Origin of the sequence: Alteromonas gracilis (assembly GCF_002993325.1) — a bacterium.
GTDB classification, from domain to species: domain Bacteria; phylum Pseudomonadota; class Gammaproteobacteria; order Enterobacterales; family Alteromonadaceae; genus Alteromonas; species Alteromonas gracilis.
In genome coordinates this window covers 673,488-698,701 of the sequence record NZ_PVNO01000025.1, presented here as the reverse complement: position 1 = coordinate 698,701, position 25,214 = coordinate 673,488, and the positions used below count along the sequence as shown (strand labels likewise).

The 25,214-nt window shown below is 44.3% G+C and carries 25 protein-coding genes and 3 tRNA genes; 20 read left to right on the top strand and 8 right to left on the bottom strand.

The genetic code is table 11. From position 1 onward, the window contains the following. Positions 1 to 60: 60 nt before the first annotated feature. Genes C6Y39_RS11630 through pyrF form a run of 3 tightly spaced genes read left to right on the top strand, consistent with a single transcriptional unit; the run spans position 61 to position 2,192 of the window. A complete protein-coding gene (locus tag C6Y39_RS11630; protein WP_105931487.1) occupies positions 61 to 318 on the top strand; it encodes a LapA family protein in 258 nt (85 codons plus the stop codon). Next, positions 318 to 1,487: a lipopolysaccharide assembly protein LapB gene (gene lapB, locus C6Y39_RS11625; RefSeq protein WP_105931388.1), complete on the top strand. Its 1,170-nt coding sequence runs from the start codon at positions 318 to 320 to the stop codon at positions 1,485 to 1,487. Before C6Y39_RS11630 ends, lapB begins: the two co-directional genes overlap by 1 nt. 6 nt (positions 1,488 to 1,493) lie before the next feature. Next, positions 1,494 to 2,192 carry an orotidine-5'-phosphate decarboxylase gene (pyrF, locus tag C6Y39_RS11620; RefSeq protein ID WP_105931387.1) on the top strand — a complete coding sequence of 233 codons (699 nt, stop codon included), beginning with the start codon at positions 1,494 to 1,496 and terminating at the stop codon, positions 2,190 to 2,192. Between the two features lie 183 nt (positions 2,193 to 2,375). On the opposite strand, the gene ald is transcribed toward pyrF, so the two are convergent. Then, positions 2,376 to 3,509 (bottom strand): alanine dehydrogenase, encoded by a 1,134-nt coding sequence (gene ald, locus C6Y39_RS11615; protein ID WP_105931386.1) that lies wholly within the window; start codon positions 3,507 to 3,509, stop codon positions 2,376 to 2,378. A 184-nt stretch (positions 3,510 to 3,693) separates the two neighbouring features. Here ald and lrp point away from each other — a divergent pair, with 184 nt between their 5' ends. The 7 genes from lrp to C6Y39_RS11580 all read left to right on the top strand — a co-directional run bounded on the left by lrp (position 3,694) and on the right by C6Y39_RS11580 (position 11,863). Further along, entirely contained in the window at positions 3,694 to 4,179 is a 486-nt protein-coding gene (lrp, locus tag C6Y39_RS11610; RefSeq protein ID WP_105931385.1) for a leucine-responsive transcriptional regulator Lrp, read from the top strand. Between the two features lie 289 nt (positions 4,180 to 4,468). Then, a complete protein-coding gene (locus C6Y39_RS19040) occupies positions 4,469 to 7,231 on the top strand; it encodes a DNA translocase FtsK (RefSeq protein ID WP_105931384.1) in 2,763 nt (920 codons plus the stop codon). A gap of 16 nt (positions 7,232 to 7,247) precedes the next feature. Beyond that, entirely contained in the window at positions 7,248 to 7,994 is a 747-nt protein-coding gene (lolA, locus tag C6Y39_RS11600; protein ID WP_105931383.1) for an outer membrane lipoprotein periplasmic chaperone LolA, read from the top strand. Then, positions 7,981 to 9,288: a replication-associated recombination protein A gene (locus C6Y39_RS11595; protein WP_105931382.1), complete on the top strand. Its 1,308-nt coding sequence runs from the start codon at positions 7,981 to 7,983 to the stop codon at positions 9,286 to 9,288. Before lolA ends, C6Y39_RS11595 begins: the two co-directional genes overlap by 14 nt. A 75-nt stretch (positions 9,289 to 9,363) precedes the next feature. Then, entirely contained in the window at positions 9,364 to 9,747 is a 384-nt protein-coding gene (gene crcB, locus C6Y39_RS11590) for a fluoride efflux transporter CrcB (protein ID WP_105931381.1), read from the top strand. A gap of 10 nt (positions 9,748 to 9,757) precedes the next feature. Beyond that, entirely contained in the window at positions 9,758 to 11,056 is a 1,299-nt protein-coding gene (serS, locus tag C6Y39_RS11585) for a serine--tRNA ligase (RefSeq protein ID WP_105931380.1), read from the top strand. Positions 11,057 to 11,158: 102 nt separating this feature from the next. Next, a complete protein-coding gene (locus tag C6Y39_RS11580) occupies positions 11,159 to 11,863 on the top strand; it encodes an SOS response-associated peptidase family protein (protein WP_105931486.1) in 705 nt (234 codons plus the stop codon). A 127-nt stretch (positions 11,864 to 11,990) separates the two neighbouring features. Here the strand turns inward: C6Y39_RS11580 and C6Y39_RS11575 are convergent, their stop codons facing one another. The 6 genes from C6Y39_RS11575 to C6Y39_RS11550 form a co-directional block, all read right to left on the bottom strand. Continuing rightward, positions 11,991 to 12,428: a baeRF12 domain-containing protein gene (locus tag C6Y39_RS11575; RefSeq protein ID WP_105931379.1), complete on the bottom strand. Its 438-nt coding sequence runs from the start codon at positions 12,426 to 12,428 to the stop codon at positions 11,991 to 11,993. 373 nt (positions 12,429 to 12,801) lie between these two features. Beyond that, complete coding sequence (locus C6Y39_RS11570) at positions 12,802 to 13,149, bottom strand: TusE/DsrC/DsvC family sulfur relay protein (protein ID WP_105931378.1); 348 nt, start codon at positions 13,147 to 13,149, stop codon at positions 12,802 to 12,804. Then, a complete protein-coding gene (locus C6Y39_RS11565) occupies positions 13,146 to 13,457 on the bottom strand; it encodes a hypothetical protein (protein WP_105931377.1) in 312 nt (103 codons plus the stop codon). The genes C6Y39_RS11570 and C6Y39_RS11565 overlap by 4 nt, the downstream gene beginning before the upstream one ends. Continuing rightward, positions 13,457 to 13,825: a DsrE family protein gene (locus C6Y39_RS11560; RefSeq protein ID WP_105931376.1), complete on the bottom strand. Its 369-nt coding sequence runs from the start codon at positions 13,823 to 13,825 to the stop codon at positions 13,457 to 13,459. Before C6Y39_RS11560 ends, C6Y39_RS11565 begins: the two co-directional genes overlap by 1 nt. Next, complete coding sequence (gene tusD, locus C6Y39_RS11555; protein WP_105931375.1) at positions 13,825 to 14,214, bottom strand: sulfurtransferase complex subunit TusD; 390 nt, start codon at positions 14,212 to 14,214, stop codon at positions 13,825 to 13,827. Before tusD ends, C6Y39_RS11560 begins: the two co-directional genes overlap by 1 nt. 56 nt (positions 14,215 to 14,270) lie before the next feature. Then, positions 14,271 to 14,936, bottom strand: coding sequence for a Bax inhibitor-1/YccA family protein (locus C6Y39_RS11550; RefSeq protein ID WP_014949619.1), 666 nt, complete (start codon positions 14,934 to 14,936; stop codon positions 14,271 to 14,273). Between the two features lie 239 nt (positions 14,937 to 15,175). Between C6Y39_RS11550 and C6Y39_RS11545 the strand changes: the two genes are divergently transcribed. Both C6Y39_RS11545 and C6Y39_RS11540 read left to right on the top strand, forming a co-directional pair. Next, positions 15,176 to 15,267: transfer RNA gene (locus C6Y39_RS11545), tRNA-Ser, on the top strand. A 143-nt stretch (positions 15,268 to 15,410) separates the two neighbouring features. Next, positions 15,411 to 16,877: a DUF3360 family protein gene (locus tag C6Y39_RS11540; protein ID WP_105931374.1), complete on the top strand. Its 1,467-nt coding sequence runs from the start codon at positions 15,411 to 15,413 to the stop codon at positions 16,875 to 16,877. 30 nt (positions 16,878 to 16,907) lie between these two features. Here C6Y39_RS11540 and C6Y39_RS11535 read toward each other — a convergent pair whose 3' ends face one another. Continuing rightward, positions 16,908 to 17,813 carry a LysR family transcriptional regulator gene (locus tag C6Y39_RS11535; protein WP_105931373.1) on the bottom strand — a complete coding sequence of 302 codons (906 nt, stop codon included), beginning with the start codon at positions 17,811 to 17,813 and terminating at the stop codon, positions 16,908 to 16,910. Positions 17,814 to 17,978: 165 nt separating this feature from the next. On the opposite strand from C6Y39_RS11535, the gene C6Y39_RS11530 reads away from it, so the two are divergent. From C6Y39_RS11530 to C6Y39_RS11495, 8 genes are all read left to right on the top strand, one after another. Then, complete coding sequence (locus C6Y39_RS11530) at positions 17,979 to 18,428, top strand: DoxX family protein (RefSeq protein ID WP_105931372.1); 450 nt, start codon at positions 17,979 to 17,981, stop codon at positions 18,426 to 18,428. A 62-nt stretch (positions 18,429 to 18,490) separates the two neighbouring features. Continuing rightward, positions 18,491 to 19,345, top strand: a complete 855-nt coding sequence (locus C6Y39_RS11525) for a DODA-type extradiol aromatic ring-opening family dioxygenase (RefSeq protein WP_105931371.1) — start codon at positions 18,491 to 18,493, stop codon at positions 19,343 to 19,345. Positions 19,346 to 19,483: 138 nt separating this feature from the next. Beyond that, positions 19,484 to 19,575, top strand: a tRNA-Ser gene (locus C6Y39_RS11520). A gap of 318 nt (positions 19,576 to 19,893) precedes the next feature. Continuing rightward, a tRNA-Ser gene (locus C6Y39_RS11515) sits at positions 19,894 to 19,985 on the top strand. Positions 19,986 to 20,021: 36 nt separating this feature from the next. Continuing rightward, positions 20,022 to 20,228 carry a hypothetical protein gene (locus C6Y39_RS11510; RefSeq protein ID WP_105931370.1) on the top strand — a complete coding sequence of 69 codons (207 nt, stop codon included), beginning with the start codon at positions 20,022 to 20,024 and terminating at the stop codon, positions 20,226 to 20,228. A 232-nt stretch (positions 20,229 to 20,460) separates the two neighbouring features. Then, positions 20,461 to 22,572, top strand: a complete 2,112-nt coding sequence (ovoA, locus tag C6Y39_RS11505) for a 5-histidylcysteine sulfoxide synthase (RefSeq protein WP_105931369.1) — start codon at positions 20,461 to 20,463, stop codon at positions 22,570 to 22,572. 173 nt (positions 22,573 to 22,745) lie between these two features. After that, positions 22,746 to 24,236: an aminotransferase class I/II-fold pyridoxal phosphate-dependent enzyme gene (locus C6Y39_RS11500; RefSeq protein WP_105931485.1), complete on the top strand. Its 1,491-nt coding sequence runs from the start codon at positions 22,746 to 22,748 to the stop codon at positions 24,234 to 24,236. A gap of 169 nt (positions 24,237 to 24,405) precedes the next feature. Continuing rightward, positions 24,406 to 25,143: a pirin family protein gene (locus tag C6Y39_RS11495; RefSeq protein ID WP_105931484.1), complete on the top strand. Its 738-nt coding sequence runs from the start codon at positions 24,406 to 24,408 to the stop codon at positions 25,141 to 25,143. The last annotated feature ends 71 nt before the right edge of the window (positions 25,144 to 25,214 follow it).

Genomic DNA, 25,214 nt, shown 5'->3' with positions numbered 1-25,214 from the left:
GTGTAATCTCTTTTCGCATTTTGCTATTCTTGTAAATAAATCAATAAAAAGGGTTTAGTGTTGAAAGGGATCCTAACGTTTCTTATCATTCTGGCGCTGCTTTCCATTGCGTTTGTTATTGGCTCGCAAAATGAAGCACAAGTGACAGTAAATTATTTGATAGCTCAAGCTAATTTACGTCTATCGACCCTCATTGCAATAACCTTATCAATCGGCGTAGGCGTTGGCATTCTTATCATGCTGTTAAGCTGGCTTAAATTGAGGGTACAGCTGATGAGTGCTCAATCAAAAATACAGAGTTTGGAACAAGAACACTAATGCTCGAACTGCTGTTTCTTCTTTTGCCTGTTGCGGCAGGTTATGGCTGGATAATGGGACGAAATAGTGTCCGCCAAGCCCAACGAAAGCAGTCTAGTATCCTATCAAAACATTATTATAAAGGCCTGAACTTTCTTCTTTCAGATCAGCCTGATAAGGCCGTAGACACGTTAATTAAAATGATTAACGTGAATAGCGATACGGTGGAAACCCACATCGCAATGGGTAGCTTTTTCCGCCATCGCGGTGAAATCGACCGTGCGATAAAGGTGCATCAGAATTTAGTAAGTAGAGACGAACTTCAGCCAGCTCAGCGTGAGAACGCCCTCAGAGAGCTTGGTCATGACTATACACAAGCAGGTTTTTTAGAACGTGCTGAAAATGCATTCCTTCAGTTGCTTAACAGCGAAAAGCATTATCTTGTTGCACAACAACAACTATTTAGCATCTACCAGACTACGAAAGAATGGGAGCGCGCCATAGAGTTAGCTGAGCGGATGGTCCAGTGCCATGGTGATAATGATGACGTGTGCGAGCGACTGGCTCACTTTTATTGTGAGCAGGCAGCTGTAGAGCTTAAAAATGATAGCCAAGGTGCAGCGTTAACGCTTCTTCAAAAAGCCGTAAATGCAGATGAACACGCTGTAAGGCCGTGGTTAATGCTAGGCGATATTGCTTTAGAACAGCAGCGCTATACAGACGCTAACGCCTATTTTACTCAAGTCGCAGAACGTGACATTAATTGGTTTAGCGAGGCGGTTCCTAGCCTTGAAAAAATAGCCGAAGAAACTGATGACTGGGACAGTTTTCAAAAGAACTTAGAAGCCCACTGGCAAGAGTGCGCTACCTCGTACTTGGCTATGGTTGATATTTTAATGAAGCGTGGCGAAACGCTTCAAGCCGCCGAGTATTTGTTAGAACAACTTAGAAAGCGTCCTACCATGCGGGGTTTCAAAACCCTAATGGGGCTTTATATTGATCAGCTAACAGATAAAACCACAGCTGATAGTCTGCGGCTGTTAAAAGAATTAGTAGAAAAACAAATGCTGCAACGGCCAAAATACCGCTGTGGAAGCTGTGGATTTTCAGGTCGAAAATTATACTGGCTTTGCCCGAGCTGTAAAAAATGGGGCGTAGTGAAACCAATTAAAGGGCTAGACGGAGAATAAAAAGACATGCATGACCCACGCGTTATTGTTGCTTTAGATTATGACAATAAAGACACTGCCTTGGCGTTTGTAGACAAACTAGATCCAAGCTTGTGTAAGCTAAAAGTGGGCAAAGAAATGTTCACCTTATTCGGGCCAGAGTTTGTGAAGGCGCTTATCGCCAAAGGCTATGATGTTTTTCTCGATTTGAAATTTCACGATATCCCCAATACGGTTGCCAAAGCATGTAAAGCAGCGGCGGAGCTGGGTGTATGGATGGTAAACGTGCATGCTTCTGGCGGGGTGCCAATGATGCAAGCGGCGAAAGAAGCCATTGCAACAAGCACTAACCCTCAAACTAAGCTTATTGCGGTTACCGTACTTACCAGCATGGACGAGGCGCAGCTTGCTGATGTGGTAAGCGGTGTAACACCAGAGCAACAAGTTTTGCGCCTGGCTGCTCTTACAGAAAAAGCAGGGTTAGACGGCATTGTTTGTTCGGCGCAAGAAGCAAGCGCGCTACGTGAGAAACATAGCGACGACTTTCTTCTAGTGACACCGGGTATTCGCCCAGTAGGCGCAGACGCAGGCGATCAAAAGCGGGTTATGACACCTCCTGATGCAATGAAAGCGGGCGTGAGCTATTTAGTTATGGGGCGACCTATCACAAAAGCAGAAGACCCTATTGCTGTGCTAAAAGCGGTAAACGCTTCGTTAGAAGGTTGATATTACTACCAACACAATGCCTTTATGTAGTTCAGCTAGCTAACATTGTTTTCTAAAGGCTAAAGCGCAAAATGAACTAGCGAAATCAAAAAAAGCTCGGCTGTGATAATCACATGCCGAGCTTTTTTATTGATAGGGTGGGTGGAAAGTGTACTGCCCTCAACTCACCCTATTGAAACTAACTTATTCGCCTTTAAGTGCAACTTCAGCAGGCGTATACGTTAAACCTAGTTCTTCACCTAGTGCATCAACGACTGCCTTGTAGGTTACTTTACCCTCGTGAACATTTAGGCCGTTAAGCAAGTGCTTGTCTTCAAGCATGGCTTTCGCTGGGCCTTTGTTTGCAAGGGCTAAGCCGAATGGCAATGTAGCGTTGTTAAGTGCCATTGTCGAGGTGCGCGCAACGCCACCTGGCATGTTCGCAACACAGTAGTGTACCACATCATCAACAATGTAAACTGGGTCTTGATGAGTAGTGGCTTTAGAGGTTTCAAAACAGCCACCTTGGTCAATCGCAACGTCAACAAGTACTGAGCCAGGTTTCATTGCCTTAATTTGTTCGCGAGTAAGCAGCTTCGGTGCCGCGGCACCAGGAATAAGTACTGCGCCAACAACAAGATCAGCTTTTGAAGAATAGTGCTCAATAGCATCAACAGTTGAGTATACTGTTTTTACCTGACCGTTGAAAATATCGTCTAGCTGACGAAGGCGTGGAAGAGAACGATCTAAGATGGTTACATCAGCGCCGAGACCCAGTGCCATTTTCGCGGCGTTAGTACCCACAACACCACCACCGATAACCAATACTTTACCCGGCGCTACGCCTGGTACACCACCAAGAAGCGTGCCGCTACCGCCGTGCGCTTTTTCTAAATAATGTGCACCGGCTTGAACAGACATGCGACCAGCAACTTCACTCATAGGTGCAAGTAGCGGTAGCCCATTACGTTCGTCAGTTACGGTTTCATATGCAATACATGTTGCACCTGATTCCACGAGAAGCTTAGTTTGTGTGGGGTCTGGGGCAAGGTGTAGGTAGGTATAAAGCGTTTGACCCTTACGCAGCATTTTACACTCGTTAGGTTGTGGCTCTTTTACTTTTACAATCATTTCTGCTTCTGCAAACACCTGCTCGGCTGTAGCTGCAATTGAAGCGCCCGCCTCGATATACAAATCGTCGGTGAAACCAATAGCATCGCCCGCGTTAGTTTCAACTAAAACACTGTGGCCATGGGTAACAAATTCTTTTACCGCTGCAGGTGTTAAGCCAACACGGTACTCATGGTTTTTAATTTCTTTTGGTACACCAACTATCATGTATCGTCCTCAATTTTAAAGTGAGCTTCTATGCGGCTCTGGTTGAATTTCAATTTATAGCTGTGGGTGACATTGCCCAACACGATATTCGGCGAGTATACGCCATAAAAAAACGAACTATCTGCTGAAGAATATTCTTTTATAGAATATAATTCTGTATATCCTCAGTTATGAAATACATTATATGTTGGTAAAGACCCCAAAACACCTTGACCGAATAGACAGGAATATTCTCGTACAACTCCAGAAAAACGGGCGTATATCGAATGTTGAGCTTGCTAAAGAGGTAGGTTTAAGCCCCAGCCCGTGCCTAGAGAGAGTAAAAAGGCTGGAGTCACAAGGCTATATCAAAGGTTATCACGCCATTGTTGACCCCGAGAAGCTAGGTGCCGCTATGCTGGTGTTTGTAGAGATAACCTTGACCAAGACATCTGTCGATATCTTTGCAGAATTTTCTGCTGCGGTGAAACTGCATGACGATATACAGGAATGTCATTTGGTATCGGGAGATTTTGATTTTCTGTTAAAGGCGCGTGTAGCGGATATGGGAAGTTACCGAAAACTGTTAGGCGATACGCTATTACGATTACCAGGAGTGAGCGAGTCGCGTACCTATGTCGTGATGGAAGAGGTAAAAAGTACATCGTCACTTCGCATTAATTTGAAGTAATGAAAGCGTGGCTCAATTGAGTGATTTTATGGTAGGCTGTGCAAAAATACAGTGTTTAAGACTTTTCAAAGGAAAGAGAGAAGTGACAAACGGTAGGGCAGGGAACCGGAAAGTAGTTGTTTTTGCGGTTTTAGTGTCTTGCATAAAATAAAAATTATCTAGGAATTGCAAGGAGTTTGCTAAGCTCTTTGCTGCTATTAGCGCATATCTCATGCGAAAAGCGTGTAACAAAACATGTGATAATAATAGCTGTAGTAAATGCGACGGAATTTGAAGGTTTTTTAGGGTTATGGCGCGATTAACAGGGGTTCAGCGAGTGTGGGAAGCAGGCATGATTATCGCCTGTGTTTTCGCCTTCTTTTTATTGCTGGCACTAGCATCTTTTCATCCAGGAGACCCAGGTTGGAGTCAGGCTGGGTTGCAATTAGACGTACACAACTGGGTTGGAGCAACCGGAGCGTGGGTAGCTGATCTTCTGCTCTTTTCTTTTGGTTTTTTAGCTTATCTTTTGCCTTTCGGAGCCGCCTTTTTAGGGTGGTTTTTGTTTCAGCATATCAAAGAGCTGGACGAGTTTGATTACCTCACCATCGGGCTGCGCATCATAGGCGGTTTGCTGATGGCCCTAGGCGCAACGGGTATTGCTAGTATTAACTTCGACGATATTTACAATTTTTCAGCTGGCGGCTTTGTCGGCGACGTTATTAGTTCAGCGCTTGTGCCGTATTTTAATACGGCAGGTACAATTCTTTTACTACTGTGCTTTTTCTGTACCGGTTTTACGCTACTAACAGGTATTAGTTGGTTAACCATCATCGACAGGCTGGGCGAGGGCACGCTTTGGTTAGGGCGTAAAACACTTTCTGCTCCGCAGAGCCTTTTAGCGTTGGAAATGCCGCGCTTGGCCCTTTCCAACAAATCCTCTCAACAAAACGGTGACGAAACCGCAGCGTTAGATATTACAAGTATGCGCGCAGAACCGTTAGCAACAGACACTAACACACAGAAAGTGTACGCTAAGCCCGCAGCTGTAAAGCGCAGTGAGCCAACCTTCGGTAGTAGCGACATAGACGACGAGCCTCCGTTTTACACATACGACACAAATAACGAAGCGAGTAATACAGCTCCCGACAAAACTAGCGATACGAAACGTGATATTGACGAACAAGCTGAAAACACACAGGACACTAAAAAGTCTGCATTCTCATTGTCAGGTTTTAAAAATGCTGTTGCTGACTCTGTTAAAGATAAAGTCGGGTTTGGCAAATCTCATGAGGATGAAGTAAGTGCGGAAAGTACACTTGCTGAACATTCGCAAGGGACGGCTACTCAGCAAAGCCCGCACATTAATTTTGACGAGTTAGAAGAGTTTGATGAGGATTTGCCCTATGAAACAGGCACAAAGCCAACATCCTCTGCTAGTAGCACATCTAATGCAGCGCAAGAAGAGCAAGCAGAATCGATTTCAACTCCGCTTCAGCCTCAAGCACAGAATTTCGCTCCCGCTGCGCTAGGAGCAAAACCAGTAAAGCCCAGAGCAGAAGAGGTGGATCCGAATCTACCACCCATGCCATCTTTTGATTTACTAGAGCGCGCAGATAAGCACGAAAACCCGCTCACTCCTGAAGAGATTGAAGGGATTTCACGGCTTGTTGAAGAAAAACTTGCTGATTTTAATATTGAGGCAACAGTCGTCGGGGTTTATCCCGGCCCAGTAATCACTCGCTTCGAACTTGATTTGGCCCCTGGTGTAAAAGTGAGCAAAATTACTGGCCTTTCAAAAGACCTGGCCCGCGCTATGTCAGCAATCTCAGTACGCGTTGTTGAAGTTATTCCGGGTAAATCAGTTATCGGCCTAGAACTTCCTAATAAAAAGCGAGAAATGGTTCGCTTGAGCGAAGTGATTAGTTGCGACACGTTCCAATCAAACAAATCGCCGTTAACGATGGTGCTGGGTGCAGATATCTCAGGGCAACCCGTTGTCGTTGATCTGGCAAAAATGCCTCATCTATTGGTGGCAGGTACGACCGGTTCAGGTAAATCAGTGGGCGTAAACGTGATGATACTGAGCTTGTTGTATAAGAGCACGCCAGAAGACGTGCGCATGATCATGATTGACCCTAAAATGCTTGAACTGTCTGTATATGAAGGCATTCCCCATTTATTGTCGGAAGTGGTTACAGACATGAAAGAGGCTGCTAATGCACTTCGTTGGTGTGTGGGTGAAATGGAACGCCGTTATCGACTTATGAGCGCCCTTGGTGTTCGTAACCTTAAAGGCTATAACGCAAAAGTTGAAGAGGCTATTGCCAACGGTACGCCAATTAAAGACCCGCTTTGGAAGAATGAAGAAAGCATGGATGCCGAAGCACCAGACTTAGGTAAGCTTCCCGCTATTGTAGTCGTTGTTGATGAATTTGCCGACATGATGATGATAGTGGGTAAAAAAGTTGAGGAACTCATTGCACGTATCGCACAGAAAGCACGTGCTGCGGGCATACACCTTATTCTTGCCACACAGCGTCCGTCTGTAGATGTTATTACAGGTCTGATTAAAGCGAATATTCCAACCCGTTGTGCGTTTCAGGTATCGAGCAAAATTGATTCACGAACCATTTTGGACCAACAGGGCGCTGAAACTCTGTTAGGTATGGGAGATATGCTGTATCTGCCGCCGGGAAGTCCGGTGCCTACCCGAGTGCACGGTGCGTTTGTGGACGACCATGAAGTACATGCTGTAGTAGCTGACTGGCAAAAACGCGGTGAACCCGAATACATTGACGAAATCTTAAATGGTGAGGCATCGGCAGAAGTTTTACTTCCTGGTGAACAGCCTGAAGGCGAAGATCAGGAGTTTGATGCTTTTTATGACGAAGCTGTAGCTTTTGTCACTGAAACCCGCCGAGCTAGTGTCTCTAGCGTGCAGCGTAAATTTAGAATTGGTTACAATCGCGCTGCGCGACTTGTTGAACAAATGGAAATGAGTGGTGTCGTAAGTGCACAGGGGCATAATGGGAACCGTGAGGTACTTGCACCGCCGCCCCACAAAGAATAACGAATGGATTGAATAAATGAATAAAGCAGTTTCGGTTTATTTTATAAGTGCACTAACCGCTGGCGGCCTAACGATAAATGCTGCCAACGCATCGGCAGAATTAGCTACTAGTAGCAGCGTAGACACCACAGCTATAGCGCAAAAAGAAAGTATCAATGACTCAGTAAGTTCATCGCTGCAGTCGCGATTGAGCAACATGAAACAGTTCCGTGCTAATTTTACTCAGACGGTGGTTGATGCACAGCAAAACGTAGTGCATGAGGCCCAAGGCACGCTTACCATGACCCGTCCCAATAAGCTTCGCTGGGAAACGACATTTCCTGATGAAACATTGCTGGTAGCCGATGGAGATGCAGTTTGGAATGTGGATACCTTCGTAGAGCAGGTGACGGTGCTATCTCAAGACAATGCGATTAAGGATAACCCTATCGTTTTGCTTACATCTACAGATGAAGCGACGTGGTCAAAGTTTTCTATCAGCCAAATGAACAATGGTGTACCTACCAACACTTCGGCAAGCGAGATCAATAACGATACGGTGATGCAAAGTTATCAAATCACGCCTAAAGAAGAAGGGGGGCAAATCGTTACTCTCACGCTGTCTTTCAACCAAGATAACGAACTGGCTTCGCTCAATATGCTAGATGCTCAACAACAGGTAAGCACCTTAGTATTCAATAATATTGAAACCCGTTTTCCTATTCCTGCCGATACATTTTCAGTAGATATCCCAGATAGCTTTATAGTTGATGACCAGCGTTAATCAAGACTTCGCGCCGTTGGCGGCGCGCATGCGCCCCGTTACCATTGCGCAATATAGCGGGCAAGAGCATCTGCTGGGAGATGGCAAACCACTTCGTAAAATGTTAGAGGCAGGGCACTGCCACTCAATGATTTTATGGGGGCCTCCAGGCACCGGAAAAACGACGCTTGCGGAGCTTATCGCTCAGTACACTAATGCGTCTGTATTACGTATTTCGGCGGTTACTTCCGGAGTTAAAGACATTAGAGCGGCTATGGAAACGGCTGAAGATAATGCCCGTTATAATCAGCGAACGCTGCTTTTTGTTGACGAAGTTCACCGGTTTAATAAAAGTCAGCAGGACGCCTTTCTCCCGTTTGTTGAATCAGGTGTTGTCACCTTCATAGGCGCAACAACAGAAAACCCTTCATTTGAACTAAACAAAGCCTTGTTATCTCGGGTGCGTGTGTATGTGTTAAAGACGCTGGAACAACACGCGCTGTCAAAGTTAATTGATAGGGCGCTAGTCGATACTGAAAAAGGACTGGGCGACAGGGCTCTTGGCATTGATGAAACAGCCAGAAACGCCCTTATAGATTTAAGCGGTGGTGATGCCCGCCGTCTTCTTACTTATTTGGAGCTAGCTGCAGATTTCACAAGCGCTAACGACATTACCGTTAGCGATGTTGAACATGCTGTGGGCGAGAAAGTGGCGAGCTACGACAACAAGGGCGATACCTTTTATGACCTGATTTCAGCCTTTCATAAATCCGTGAGAGGCTCAGATCCTGACGCTGCGCTTTACTGGTACGCAAGAATTCTCGATGGTGGCGGTGACGCGTTATATGTGGGAAGACGGCTTCTGGCTATTGCGTCGGAAGATATTGGTAACGCCGACCCAAGGGCGATGCAGCTATGTATCAATGCCTGGGATACGTTTCACCGCGTAGGGCCCGCAGAGGGTGAACGCGCTATTGCCCAAGCTGCAGTATATTGCGCATTAGCAGCAAAAAGTAATGCGGTTTATATGGCGTTTAACGAAGCAAAAGCACTGGCGCGCAAGACCTCAGATGCGCCGGTTCCTATGCATTTGCGAAATGCGCCAACAGGGCTTATGAAAGAGCTAGGCCACGGCGATGGTTACCGTTATGCGCACAACGAGCCAAATGCATTCGCCGCAGGTGAGTCCTACTTTCCTGAGAGCCTTACCGGTACTCGCTTATACAACCCCAATGAGCGTGGTTTAGAAAAAGCCCTAAAAGCGAAGCGTGAATTTCTCGACTCACTTAATGCGAGAAGTAACAATAAAAGGTAAAGTTGCACACGTGCACCTCAATGATTTCAAGTAATATCAAATAGCTTATAAAAAGAACGCGCTAGGGAGTTTTTCGTGCCTCAAGGGTTAACTTTGTATTGTTTTATTGCCGCTGGCGGGGCAACTGGAGCCTGTTTACGCTATTTTGTTACTACAAGTGTTGATTCCTTATTTGGAAAACACATGCCGTTTGGTACACTAGCGGTGAATGTGGTCGGGTCGTTTGCACTCGCATTGCTGTACGGTTTTATCGAACGTCATGATTTAAGCGAATCCCCATACCGAGCGCTTATCGGTGTAGGGTTATTAGGTGCCTTTACCACATTCTCAACATTTTCCGTTGAAACCTTAACTTTATTAGAAAACGGGTTGTGGCTTAAAGCCGCAGCGAATGTATTTCTTAACGTTGGCGCTTGCCTTATAGCAGGTTGGCTAGCCATTCAATTAATGAAAGGATAATTAGAAACACATGTTAGATCCAAAGTGTTTGCGAAGCGATATAGAACAAACAGCTAAGCGATTGGCTGCCCGTGGTTTTAACCTCGATGTAGCAGCTTTCAGTTCGCTTGAAGAAAAAAGAAAAACACTTCAGTCCAGAACACAGGATCTGCAAAACGAGCGAAACGTACGAAGTAAATCCATTGGTAAAGCAAAAGCGCAAGGTGAAGATATTGCGCCGCTTCTCGCAGAAGTGGGTAAGCTTGGTGACGAGCTTGATGCCGCTAAAGCAGAGCTTAGCGAACTGTTAGAAGAAATTAATACCTTTACGCAAGGCATTCCTAATTTACCACATGAGTCGGTGCCGGAAGGTGAAAACGAAAACCACAACGTTGAGATTTCTCGTTGGGGCGAGCCGCGTACGTTTGATTTTGAAGTAAAAGATCACGTAGATGTTGCTGAAGGCTTGAACAACGGCTTAGATTTCGCAACCGCCAGTAAGCTTACGGGCAGTCGCTTTGTTGTCATGCGCGGTGATATCGCTCGCTTGAACCGTGCTATTGCTCAATTTATGCTAGATACCCATACGCAAGAGCATGGCTACCAAGAAATGTATGTGCCTTATTTGGTTAATGCAGACAGCTTATACGGCACAGGCCAGTTGCCTAAATTTGGTGAAGATCTTTTCCACACAAAACCAGCAACAGAAGAGGGGCAGGGGCTAAGCCTTATTCCAACGGCAGAAGTACCGCTGACAAACATCGCTCGTGATGAAATTTTAGATGCGAAAACATTGCCAGTGAAAATGACGGCGCACACGCCTTGCTTCCGCTCAGAGGCCGGTTCGTACGGACGTGACACTCGAGGCCTTATCCGTCAGCATCAGTTCGACAAGGTAGAACTTGTGCAGCTAGTTAAGCCAGAAGATAGCTTTGACGCACTTGAAGCACTTACAGGTCACGCCGAAGTTATTCTGCAAAAGCTAGAGTTGCCGTATCGTAAAATGCTGTTATGCACGGGTGATATGGGCTTTGGCGCGTGTAAAACCTATGACCTTGAAGTATGGCTACCTGCGCAAAATACATACCGTGAAATTTCTTCGTGTTCAAACATGCTGGATTTCCAAGCGCGACGTATGCAAGCACGGTTCCGCAACCCTGAAACCAATAAACCTGAATTGCTACATACACTGAATGGTTCTGGTTTGGCTGTAGGGCGTACGCTCGTTGCTATCTTAGAGAATAACCAGCAGGCAGACGGAAGCGTTACTATTCCAAAAGCGCTAGTACCTTACATGGCAGGGCAAGAGGTTATCAAGGCGACGGCTTAGTATCCCCTTGTTTGACACGAAGCGTTATTAAAAGTTATTTTGAAATCCGGTATTGTGAAATGCCGGATTTTTTTAACCATTCGAGCGCTAGGATATTGTCCAATCTGCGGATTTATACAACGTATTACTGACTCACCTGACGTTATAGCACTACTTGAAGAAGTAGGGCTTACGCAAACCATTCCGCTTTTTGTTGACGAGTACTCCTCAAGCAACGTTATTAACTTTTATCCTGCATTTGGTAAAGCGCCTGAAAAGCAAATTACCAACTTAATCGTGTCTGGTGATAGCACGATAGATGCAACATGGTGGTTTGACGCCAAGCCCGTTGGTGACACACTGCAAATTGGCGATAGAACCACGTTTAACGCTCGCAATCTAGATAGCCCTTATTGGGGGAAGTTCATCCGAGAGCGGCGAGCAGTGGTTGTAGCAACAGCGGTAGGGGAGTCGAACCCAGTTGGAAAAGGAAAAGCACATTATTTAATGAAGCCCACAAGCGGAGCATTGCTCATTGGCGCAGTATACCGGCGCTTTAGCAATGGGCTGTTTTCCTGTGCGGTTGTGACGCGGCCACCTATCGAAGGCTTTAGCCAGTACCATGAAAAATCTATTCCCTGTTTTCTTCCTCATGATAGCCATGTTATTAATGCGTGGTTAACCGCTGACACAAAAGGCTCATTAAATAATGAGGTAGAGTATATTTTGAATAACCCTCGTATTTATACCGACCTTGAGGTTACCCCTGTAAAGACGTTTAAAAGTGCAGAGGCAATAGGAGACACGCAATTACTTAAGGCCTGGTAGCGTTTTTTATTAACGCAATAGTGGCCCAGTGCAAGAATCTATCAAGGCACAAATTTTTCATTATGTGTAAGGCAGGCGGCTCAGTCTGCGACAGCCGCCTGTATTTATCTATTTATTAAGGGGAGTGCTATCTAAGATAAGAAAGTAGAGTTTCCTCATCGGCACCTAAAACATTCTTCGTTACTTCTTTATCGACAACGTCGGTACACGAGGATGACATTTCATTCCTGAGTTTTCCCAGAAAACCTGGTCCGCTAATAATATCTATTGAACCTAGCGCACCTCTTTTACGCTCGCTATCTAGCCAGTCTGCAATATCACTGGCGAAGCGCTCATCTTCAAGTTCAGCTGCGTCTTTTCGATTCATACTGTCCACGCCGAGTACTTGCGACGCAGGAGCCGACTGCCTTCCTGGCCTGTCGGTGTAGATATCTTGATCACTGGCGTCACTAAACTCGTTATGCCACTTTTTAACTTCAACAAGCGCGGTTCCATGATTGGTATAGGTGTAAGCAATAGCGTTGTCGTGGTTGGCAACGATTACGTAGTGTTTTTGAACTGTCATACAGCCTCCTATGTCCATTTATGTAAAACATTCACGTTTCTGGTGTTTTGCAAAGGCAAGTATGAAAAATGTGCCTGAAACAGCAAATAAAACGCTAATGTAAAGGAGTTGTTGCAATATCAGCACCAATACCAAAAAAAACATCAATAATGCGCGCTTGAAAGGGCCTAACGAAGGCTGGCTATTGTTACCACGCTAATTAGACTTTGGTTTTTTCTTAATAGAGCGCTTGTTTAAAAACTAGCAGTAGATGTTACGCTTTGAAGGATAAGAGAGATAAAGCAACAAGCGTTTAAAGCGGGAGGCTAGCGGTTATTGCTAGCGCTTCAACTATGACGCCAAAACATTGTTAAAAACCTTTTTAAATAAAGCGTTATAAACACTTCGCAGGTTTGGGCAATCCAGCAAGTTTGGTGGCTTGCTTAGCTGGGCCTTTTTTAAACAGTCGCTGCAGGTAGCGGCTATTACCTTTCTCTGGGCCAAATTTATTGGCCATGGCTTTTACAAGGGCGCGGATCGCTGGGCTGGTTTCATATTCTTCATAAAATGCGCGAACAAAACGAACTACTTCCCAATGCGCTTCAGTTAATTCAATGTTCTCTTCTTGCGCCAGTGGCTCAACCATTCCTTCTTCCCACAGCGTATAGTCGAGCAAATACCCGGCTTTGTCTGTAGGAATTTCTTTGCCCTTATAATTAAAGCTATAAGTTTCTTGCGTCATGAAAGAGTAATCCAGTGTATGTGTTTTGCTGACAAGGCTGCTAATTCTCTAGGAGTGATAGGTGAAGCGTAATCCGGCAGCTTAGCGCCTCGTGAAGATGCATCGCTATCGACAAATGCCAAACTGAACGGTGATTCTTCTTTGCCGCTATTTGTTAATTTTTCAATAAACGCGCTTTCGATTGTAGGGGCATATACGCCGTCGCTTACACACACAACACTTATATCTGCGCCTGATTGTTTAACGGCAGTCGTTATAAGCTGTTTATCTGCAATGGAGAGTGTTGGGGTTGAGATGGTAATAAGCATTAGAAGGTCACCACATGGTCAACGCTTTGTATAAGGGCAAGTTTTTCAGCTGCATTTATCCACTCACACTCAAGTTCCTCAAACAAATCGGTATTTGCAAGAACATGGTCAATATCGTAATTGTCTGCACTTGTTTTACATACAAAGCATTCTTCTATATCGAAAAAGGGCATACTGGCTAAGCGCTTAGTATGATTCTTAAGCCCTTTAATTGACGCTGATTTAACAAGCTGAAGCACGCCTTGGTTTTCAAAGATCACCTTTACTTCGTGCCCGTAGTTTGTTGCAGCGAGGGCGAAATCTAAACCGTCTTGGCTTTTCGCATTAGAAAAGGGGCTTTGCGTAAACCTAATAAGTAGTTGAGCCATTAGAATTGTACCAGCCTGTTACACTCGTGGAGCGCAGTGAAAAACTCGCCCAAGCCAGCTTGCTCGAAAGGCGCGGTTAAGTTGGCTTGAGACAACCCATTCTCTTTCGCCTCTAACTCACTAACAATGCCTCGTTTAACGGCGGCGGTAATGCACACGAGTAATTTTACTTTGTGCTCAGTCGCTAGTGCCTTCCAGCCATCAAATGCGAAGAGTTCGTCGCCCGTCTTTAGCATTAAGTTATTAGTGTGGTGTACACCTTCGCTATAAAAGAAAACGTTGTTTATTACATCACCATTATCGATTACACCTTGTGCAAAGGCGAGGGCGCGTAATGCTGTATCGCCTTGAAAAGGTGATGATGTGATAAGTATTGAATATTCTGCCATACAAATAAAAACACCCCGGTTAAGGGGTGTTTATCTTTTCAACCTTTAACGCTAAATTAATCGTCGCCGCCAAATGCACCTAGAAGGTGAAGGATAGACGTGAACAAGTTGTATATGTTCAAGTATAGCGAAACTGTAGCGCGAATGTAGTTTGTTTCACCACCGTGGATGATACGGCTGGTATCAAACAAGATGAAACCTGACATAATAAACACAATCGCTGCACTGATTGCTAAGCTTACCGCAGGTACTGCGAAAAAGATGTTCGCAATTGCAGCAACAAGCACTACAACTAAACCTACAACCAAGAAGCCGCCCATAAACGAGAAGTCTTTCTTAGTAGTTAGCGCGTAGCCAGAAAGCGCGAAGAAGACAAGTGCTGTCGCACCTAATGCTTCCATGATTAGACCAGGACCGGCTACACCCAAATAGAAATTAAGCGTGTAACCTAGAGATGCACCCATTAAACCTGTGAATGCAAATACCCAGTAAATACCTGATGCTGAATCAGCTTTTTTCTGAACTACAAATAACGTAATAAAAGCGCCGATAGTCATAACAAGAGACATCATAGGAGAAATGCCTACTGCCATTGCTATACCAGCACAAACCGCACTAAACGCCAGTGTCATCGCAAGCAGCATATAGGTGTTGCGTAGAACCTTGTTCGTCTGCAATACCGATGGTTGAGATGCACTTGAATACATCGAACGTTGATCCATTGTTTCCTCCAACAGGACTTATGATATGACCAAAATGGTACACAATTATTTAGTGTATGTTGTATGGGTTTTAGTTCCCATTTTCAAGTAGTTTCAGATGAAAATGGTGTCAGGTGAATATAAAAGCATCTCTTACACGTGCTAAACGGTCTATTTGATTGAATTCTCGGCACTTAGACAAATTTTTTAATTTTTCGCTTTACAGTCATAAAAATATCATTAAGATACGCAGCACTTCAGGAGAGTTGGCAGAGCCCGGTTTAATGCACCTGACTTGAAATCAGACGTGGGGTCAAACCCACCGGGGGTTCGAATCCCTCACTCTCCGCCATATTATGAAAACCCGCACATTGCTGCGGGTTTTTTTATGCCTGTTCATCTTGCTAAACTTTAGTATAAGACCACAGTCGCATTGTTACATCCCGTTTACATGTTTAGGCTTGCGCTTTTCTTCGCGCAATCTAAAGGTGTTATGTGTCACAAGAAAGTTCTTCTTATCAAAATCTTCATAAACCCAGTAGTAGTTTTCAATCAAGAGACGACTATCTCAATCACGAGCTTCAAATACTTTCTCCAAAACGTTGGCGGTTAAACCTGCCTGGTAAAGACTACCGCGTTGAGTGGGAAGACTTTGTGCCAGGAATGGCGGCGACCATAGGAAAAATCGTTATGGTTGCCGCCGTAGTAGGTGCATTCGCAGCACCGCTAGGGCTATCTCCTGAGTTTGTTATTGAAAACGTGCGTTTTGAGTTACTTATAGCTGCAGTTTTGTTCGTCGTTCTGATTTCCGGTTTTTTGAATCCGTCAGCCAACTTAGCAGGTACGCACGGGCCGCTGTTGCCACTGGTACCTCTTATCGTGGCATCTGGTGGTCACCCCATGGCGCTCGGGCTTCTTATAGGTCTATTTGGCTTTGTTTTAGGAATAACAAAAGGCGGCAGTGTGCTTGCCAAGTTGACCAGTAACGGCGTATGCGGTGGGCTGCTGTTATATTTAGGTTTTATCGGCATTACGGGGCAGGTAAAGAAACTCTTTGCGTGGGCAGAAAGCTTTGATATGGCTTACTTAGCCTTTGTGGTGATCATTGCTACTATTTTAATGTACGCGTGGTTAGAGCATATTCAAAAGCGCTGGCTAGCCATTCCGCTTGGTGCGGTGATGGCGGCGGTCATTGCGTTTTCCTTCGGTGCGCCATTTGAGTTCACAACGTCGCCGGGTATGCCCAATTTGAACCCTGCTTATTGGTGGGGGGAAGACACAGGTTGGAAACTCGGCCTGCCAGACTGGTCGCATTTCATTGCTGTGCTGCCTTTTGCCGTGCTGGCTGTGTCTATGTGGTCGCCAGATTTCTTAGGTCATCAGGTGTTCCAAAAGCTTAGCTACCCGAAAAAAAGTGAACGGGCTCACATGAATATAGATGACACCATGATTGCTGCATCTAGTCGTCAGGCAGTGGGAAGCCTTCTGGGAGGGGGGAACATCTCATCGTCGTGGGGGACCTACATTATTCCGGCTTCAATCGCGCGTAGACCCATACCCGGTGGAGCGTTAGTTACTGGCTTTTTATGCGTTATAGCGGCACTTTGGGGTTATCCCATGGATTTAGCAATTTGGCCGCCGGTGCTTTGCGTAGCACTTATTGTTGGGGTGTTCTTGCCACTAATGGAAGCCGGTATGCAAATGACGCGTGAAGGCAAGACGACCCAGTCAGCGGCTCTCGTGGTTATCTCATCAGTTTTGGTGAATCCGGTGTTTGGCTGGTCATTCACTATGCTGTTAGACAATTTAGGTCTGGTCGGTTGTAAGGATAGAGCTGGTGAACTTGGTAAAGCGGGCCGTTGGCTGATCCCCGGCATCACGTTTTTAGTGCTTTGTACCGTAATGGCATTAATCGGCATGTTCCCTGGTGTGCCAGCAATAATGGAAACATTTAGGCAATAAAGATGGTGAAAAGGTTATGCGTAACCATATTTACTGGTCCCAATAGGGCGTATCTTTAAAATATTCGCAGAGAAAGTCTATGAAAACCCTTAATTTATTTGATATGAGCTTTCGATGTGGGTAAACCGCATACAAAGAAATAGACTGAGGGACATAGTCTTCGAGTATTGATATGAGTTCGCCCTTACTTAAGGCTTCTCCAGCAATGAATGTAGGCTGCAAAACGTAGCCTTCTCCTTGCTTGGCAACATTTGTCAGTACCTCACCATTATTAGCCGTTAGCTTGGGCGTTACTTTTTGCGCGTTCGCCTTGAGGGCTGCAATGAGCGTTGACGCTTCGTTATCATAGTTCACATAAGAATATTCGAGATAGTGTTCAGGTTTAAGATCTTTTGGGTGGCTTGGTGTGCCATATTTTTGAAGATAAGCAGGAGAGGCACACAGCGCGAGTTTGATGGAAGTGATCTTCTTAGCAATAAGCGATGAGCTAGTGAGGTTTCCAGCTCGCAAAGCAACATCGAACCCCTCATCTATCACATCAATTTTTCTATCATTTAATTGCAAATTTATAGAAACGTTTGGATGTGCCTGCTGAAATGCGCTAAGCGCTCCAGCTAAATGTAACGTGGAAAATGAAACTGGTGCACTCACGTGCAATAAACCTTTTGCCTCAGAACTTAACTGTCCGAGTTGACTCTCCATATCATTTACGCTTTCAAGAATATGATTTGCATGTTGCAAGCACTGCTGGCCCGCTTCTGTAAGATGTATTTTTCGCGTGGTGCGATTAAATAGTCGGGTATCAAGTTGTTTTTCAAGCTCAGCGATATATTTACTTACCAGCTGATTAGACGTATCGAGCTTCTGTGCTGCCCTTGTAAAGCTTCCTTCATTCGCAACAACACTAAATGTTTTCAGCAGAGATAACTTATCCATAATTCTTGATGATTAACAATATTATGTTGGTAATCATTCTATATTTTGTCGCTTTATTCAATAGTTGTTGGTAACTATTCTAACGGTATAGGGTTAGCGGGCCGCGTGGTTAAAAGTGAGTCGGTCGCTGGTCACATCTAATGCTTAATATTTGAGGATACGACAATGAACAATCAATTTATCGCAAACATTTTCACGTCTAACAACAGTGTTTCTAGCCTAGTGCTGCGTGTACCTGTGGGCATTATTCTAACCGCCCATGGTGCGCAAAAGCTCTTTGCGTGGTTCGGTGGCTACGGTCTTGAGAGCACAGGCCAATGGATGGAAAGTATCGGTCTAGCCCCAGGCTTTTTAATGGCACTACTTGCGGGGAGTGCAGAATTCTTTGGTGGGCTAGCACTTATTTTGGGGGCGCTTACCCGTCCTGCAGCATTAGTGAGTGCATTTACAATGGTGGTAGCGATATTTAGCGTTCATGCATCAAATGGCTTATTTATGAGCAATAACGGTTATGAATTTGCGCTTGCACTACTAGCTGCTACAGCTGCTTTGACTATTCAGGGTGGTGGCAAGTTTTCTGTTGATGGTCTTATCAGCAATAAATTGACAAAGTGAATAGAGTTAAAAATAAGCGTTACTAAAACTGACCAAAATTCACGTCTATAAGGACTATATCGATGATGGGCTCCACACAAATTACAACGGCGTATATTTCTCATGGCGGAGGTCCGCTTCCGCTTCTTGAGATGCAATCAAGTGAGGCGGCAGCGCGTCCTAATTACCATAGAGAAATGATTGACGCTCTAACCGCGCTTTCAGAAGAAATACCAAAGCCAAATGCAATAGTTGTGGTAAGCGCACATTGGGAGAGCCGTGAAATCAACGTAACAACAAACGCTTATCCAACGCTAATTTACGACTATTACGGGTTCCCTGAAGAGGCATATTCAATTCGATATGACGCGATAGGGGAGCCTAGCCTAGCTACATCAATCGTAGACGGTCTAAATAAAAAGGGAATTAATGCAAGCGGGAATGGAACACGTGGCTTTGATCACGGGATGTTTATTCCGCTTAGCATTATGTACCCGGATGCAGATATTCCCGTCGTTCAGCTTTCGCTTGCAGCAGACCTAAACGCTGCAAAGCATGTTGCACTTGGTGAAGCGTTAAGGGATATACTGGCAGCTCATCAATCCATAGATCGGATTTTAGTGTTGGGGTCAGGGTCTTCTTTTCACAATATGAAGGGCTTTTTCGATAACTCCGACGTTGCGCTAAAAAGAGCACGTAATTTTAACGCTTGGTTACAAGATACTGTGCATTCTAGTGCTTACAGCGAAAGCGAGCGAAAGGGAAAATTGATAGAGTGGTTTAAAGGGCCTTACGCCCTATATGCACATCCTAGGGAAGAGCACCTGTTACCCTTACATGTGTGTTACGGTTTAAACAATAGGGCATCAGACAAAGCAATATCGTTAACTTTGCTAACCAAGCCTGCAAGCATGTTCCTGTGGCAAAATACCCTGTAAATGTGTCGTCTTTTTTCTTGAACCGGCTTATATTTGTCAATTATTAAACATATCGTTCATCAATTGTTCGCTTGAACGTGAAAGTTCAAATTAGTGCTTTACACCCTTGGTTAAATCATTAAGATACGCAGCACTTGAGGAGAGTTGGCAGAGCTCGGTTTAATGCACCTGACTTGAAATCAGACGTGGGGTCAAACCCACCGGGGGTTCGAATCCCTCACTCTCCGCCATATTACGAAAACCCGCACACTGTTGCGGGTTTTTTTATGTTTGAAATTCACTCGTCAACTAATTGAAAACTATTGATGCTTGAAATTACGGATGCACGAGTACGCTAAACTTAATGGTACGCAAATTAACGCCCGCAACATACGTTGCATATCGCTTTGCGAAAACGTTGTTTAAATGATAATCAAGCAGAAAGGTCATGTCGTTGTTCTTGAAGTTATGGCCAAAAAACGAAAGGCCAATATTTCACCAGTTGATTGATTTAATTGAAATTAGTGCTTTACAGAGACATTTAAATCATTAATATACCCATTACTTCAGGAGAGTTGGCAGAGCCCGGTTTAATGCACCTGACTTGAAATCAGACGTGGGGTCAAACCCACCGGGGGTTCGAATCCCTCACTCTCCGCCATATTACGAAAACCCGCACACTGTTGCGGGTTTTTTTATGGGTCAAATAGAAACTTTTAATACGTGGCTTGTAATGATGAGTACAAATACCACCATGGTTTCAAGTCATGGCCCACTTTCATTTGCTTATTACATACTCAATATGACGAGTGATAAGCCCAATAGTCCTGCCGGTAGTTACTACTTGAGTGAATACAGTAAAACACCAATCTGCGCCAAAGTGACTGTGTTCATCATGATATGACGACTCGTTTTTATGAAATATTTTCTGATCTCATCTTGTCTATATTAGGTAATTACAGAACATTTCAAAGAAAATCTAGATGTGTCGCGCTTTATTCATAAAAAGCTGCTACTAATAAATAGATATGCAATCAACTGAATTCACGCTGCTTACATGAGGCTTTCCTGCTTCTATACACGCAAAACTATTTTTGTGCAGTTGGTAGTACATAAAAATAATACGAGAGGACATTATGCAGGCAATGCCCACACTCAACCTTAGGGAAGGAACGGTTGAGCAAAAAAGAAAAGAAATCAAAGCTTATTTTCTCGATTCTTTTGATACCTATGAATCACTTTTCTCTTGCCTAACTAGCGACGAAGTATTCTTTCAACGACCCGAAAAGCTTCGTCACCCATTAATTTTCTATTTCGGCCACACGGCTACTTTTTTTATTAATAAATTAGTGTTGTCCAAGGCAATTAACGAGCGGATCAATCCAAAATTTGAATCTCTTTTTGCCATCGGTGTGGATGAAATGAGCTGGGACGATCTTAACGACGCTAATTATGAGTGGCCCAGCGTAGAGGAGGTTCGACAATACCGGAATCAAGTTCGCACATTAGTTTGTGATTTAATTGATACCATGTCGTTTACTATGCCCATCGATTGGGATAACCCTATGTGGCCTGTGGTAATGGGGATTGAACACGAGCGCATCCATTTAGAAACGTCATCTGTGCTCATACGTCAACTGCCCATTGAATCTGTTCGCCCTAAGAGCGAATGGCCAGTGTGTCGAGATATGACAACAGACATTGAGCAACTGCAGGTTAATGATTTGATTACTGTGCCATCGCAAGATGTTGTAAACGAAAAGTCGTGGGACAGTGAGTATTACGGTTGGGATAACGAATATGGTTATCAGGCCGAATCGGTGAATGAGTTCGGTGCCTCTAAGTTTTTGGTGAGCAATGGTGAGTTTTTAGCCTTTGTGCAAGATGGCGGTTATAACAACGCCAAATACTGGGAAGACGAAGGCAACAAATGGCGTGAATATACAAAAGCGCAGCACCCTGTGTTTTGGATAAAGAAGGGGGACAGCTTTGCTTACCGAAGCATGTTAGAAGAGCACCCGTTACCTTTAGACTGGCCAGTCGACGTGAATTATCACGAGGCGAAAGCCTTTTGCAATTATAAAAGCGAGTTGACCGGTGAGCTTATTCGTCTGCCTACTGAAAATGAGTGGTTAGCGCTTCGTCAACAGGCGGGCGTAACGCAAGCGGTGTACGCTGATGGATTTAATATCGCGCTTCAAAAGTATGCGTCGAGCGAGCCCGTTACGGTAAACCGTTCTGGCGAATTTTATGATGTAGTTGGCAATGTTTGGCAGTGGACTGAAACACCAATTTACCCCTTTGAAGGTTTCAAAGTTCATCCTCTTTACGATGATTTCACTACACCTACCTTTGATAATAAGCACAATCTTTTCAAGGGGGGGAGCTGGATTTCTACAGGTAACGAGGCGATGAAAGACAGCCGTTATGCATTTAGACGACATTTCTTTCAGCACGCAGGTTTTCGATATGTTCAAGGGAAGCGAGTAATAGCAGTGAACGATTTTGATTATGAAAGCGATACGCAGGTTTCACAGTACAGTGAATTTCATTATGGGGATGAATATTACAACGTACCTAACTTTGCTAAAGCAAGTGCACTGTTTTGCATTAACGCTATGCAAGGAAGACCAAATGCCAAAGCCCTTGATTTGGGGTGTGCGGTAGGTCGTTCATCATTTGAATTAGCCAAGCACTTCAACCATGTTGACGGTATAGATTTCTCGGCGCGCTTTATTAAAACCGCATTTGATATGCAAGAGCGGGGCGAAATTCGCTATAACCTAATAGAAGAAGGTGAGTTGACGTCATTTAAGGCGCGTAAGCTTTCTTCATTAGGCCTCGCCGAGTGTGCAAAAAATGTTGCGTTTGCACAAGGTGATGCGTGCAACTTGAAGCCTCAATTTACTGGGTACGACCTCATTTTCATGGGTAACCTGATTGATAGAGTGTACAGCCCAAGGAAGGTGTTGAAAGACATGGCTACGCGACTAAATAAGGGGGGCTTGTTAATTATAGCTAGTCCTTTTACTTGGCTTGAAGAATATACCGAGCGAAGTGAGTGGCTAGGTGGCTATAAGGATGAAAACGGCGAGACCTTAAGTTCAACCCAGGCGCTAGAAGATGCATTGGGTGATGGCTTTAAACGCGTGGGAGAGCCAACCGAGATCCCCTTTGTTATACGAGAAACTAAGCGTAAGTATCAACATACACTCTCAGAGTTCAATGTGTTTGAAAAGCTAGATTAGAGAAGCAAAAACGCTAGTCGGGATGCGACGTTAAATTCTGGGTCAATTCGCTTGAAAATTGCTTTGGCTCAGTTAACTAACTCGCATCCACACTAGCAGTGAGAAAGGGAAGTGATAGCGTGGACCATGGGTTGAAACAGTTTTCCTTGTTTTCGTCGCTACAAAGTGAATTTATGCCTTTTAAGGATGTATGGCATTCACCTTCTCATTTGAAGCGAGATAAAACCCGATTAAAGTATTCTGCCATTTTCCACCGGTTTAATATTCCTTTAAATAATCCTGCAGAAGATGCCTCATCTGATGTAAGTCCTATCCCAATGTGGATAGCCGATATGGACATTCCACCTTGTGATAGCATAATCAGTGCGATTAGCAATAATCTGCGCAGTACCTATGGTTATCAGTCTTGTGATATCGGTGAGGCGGTGGCGGCGTGGTATGAGCGCAGCAGTCCATCTCGCTATCGTTACAAAATTGAAAGCACAGACATTGTTGATGTGGCAAGCGTTATTAGTGCTGTAGATGTGGCGCTTCGTACATTTTGTCGAGCTGGCGATAAAGTCATGGTGCTAACGCCTACCTACGAACCACTCACATCGTCCATAAAACGCAACGGCTTACAGCCTGTTTATATTCGATGTACAGAATCATCCATAGATACCAGCGCTGCTCTCAACGTGGATCCTAGTCATCAAAATTCGATAAACGCAGAGACAAATAATCAGCAAGGTCATGAAGACAGTAGCGATCTCGCTATGAGAAAAAGTGTAGATTTATCTTCACTTGATAAATCGGCGACAGCCTTTGTGATATGCCACCCGAATAATCCAACTGGCACCGTATTTACTCTTGATGAGCAGAACGCGATTTTTGAGTTTTGTTCGCAACACGATATTTTGTTGATAACCGATGAAGTACACAGTGAATTTGCCTTTAACTCGGTAGATGAGCCATCAATTATCTCGATGTTTGGTCTTGAACTTCAAAAACACGCTAACAAAAACAATATTGATACGAAGTCAAACGCCGGGCCTTTTACACTACCAAGAGCGATACATCTAAACAGCGTTTCAAAGGCATTTAATTTAGCCAGCATTCCTGGTGCGTCTTATGCTGTGATAAAGCATAAAAAAACCAGAGAAACCTTTGCAGAAGCAATTAACAATAATCATCTTAATGCAAGTAACCTAGGCAAGGTTGCGCTAATTTCTGCCTATGGCGAAGGTAGCACTTGGCTAGACGAAGTAAAAGGTGCGCTGAGTTTCAATAGAAAGTTGGTTAAACGCTTTTTCCAACACTATGGGATTTCGGTTGAATTTACGATGGGACGTGCCGGATATTTTCTATGGTTAAATCTAAAAACGTTTAGCGCAACACGTACTGAATCATCGCCCTTGTTTGCTAATGAGACCGATGGTGAAAGTCAAAAGCACGAATCAAATCAATCGAGCTCCTATGGCAAAGCCGATGCAAGTCATCAGCGTATGCGTGAACGGCATTATTCTCCAGCTAATACCGTTGAGGCATGTATTGACCGAGGCGTTATTGGGAATGATGGTGCCCCTTTTGGGTCGCCAGATCACATTCGACTCAATTTAGCTTGTCATCCAGCCTTAATAGAAGAAGCATTACTACGTCTATGCTTTGCTACTGAATCTATATAACGTCACCTCTCATATCCTTATTTATAGAACGAAAAGCTCAATTATCTGACATTTTATTTCTAGTTATTGGAATTTAAAATAATCGATATCAGAGTAAGCGTAGTTTTTGGACGATGTATTAAAAAAGAAAACGTACGCCTTACCATTAGTGATTCAAGAGGAAAAGGTAATGATTTATTTGAGACGCGCAAATGAACGAGGGCAGGTGGACTTCGGTTGGCTGAAGAGTCAACACAGCTTCTCATTTGGCCACTACTATGACGCAAACCACATGGGCTTTTCGGTACTGCGTGTTATTAACGATGATGTAGTGCAACCAGGCAGAGGGTTTGAGACACATGGGCACAGAGATATGGAAATCATTTCTTATGTGGTGAGTGGTGCGTTGAAACACAAGGACAGCACTGGAAATGAGTACACGGTGCCAGCTGGCGACGTGCAGGTAATGAGTGCAGGAAGCGGAATCATGCATTCAGAGTTCAATCCGTCAGACAATGAAGCGGTCAACTTTTTACAAATATGGATTGTGCCAGATGAAAAAGGAGGGAAACCAAGCTATGCGCAAAAAACCTTTGGTAAAAATAACCACGGCGCTTTGAATCAAGACGGGCCACTAGAACTGCTTGTGAGCAGTGACGGTAGAGAAGGGTCGTTAAAGATAAAGCAAAACGCTGAGATATCCCGGTTAACGCTTAATGCAAATGAAACATGGCGAAGTGCAGTTAAGTCACGTAAAGGTTATCTGCATGTGATATCTGGCAATATGAGGGTTTCATCCCAAAGCACAGTTGAGTCTGAGTCTATTAATCTAGGAGCTGGAGACGCAATAGGTATATATGAACACGATTCTTTTTCAATAGAAGCAATTGAAAATGCAGTGGCACTTTGGTTCGACTTGCCAGTTTGATTACCCAAAAGCAATTCAGATCAATAATTTAGTTTCAAATTGTGTATCTACACTTCACGAATCTATATCTC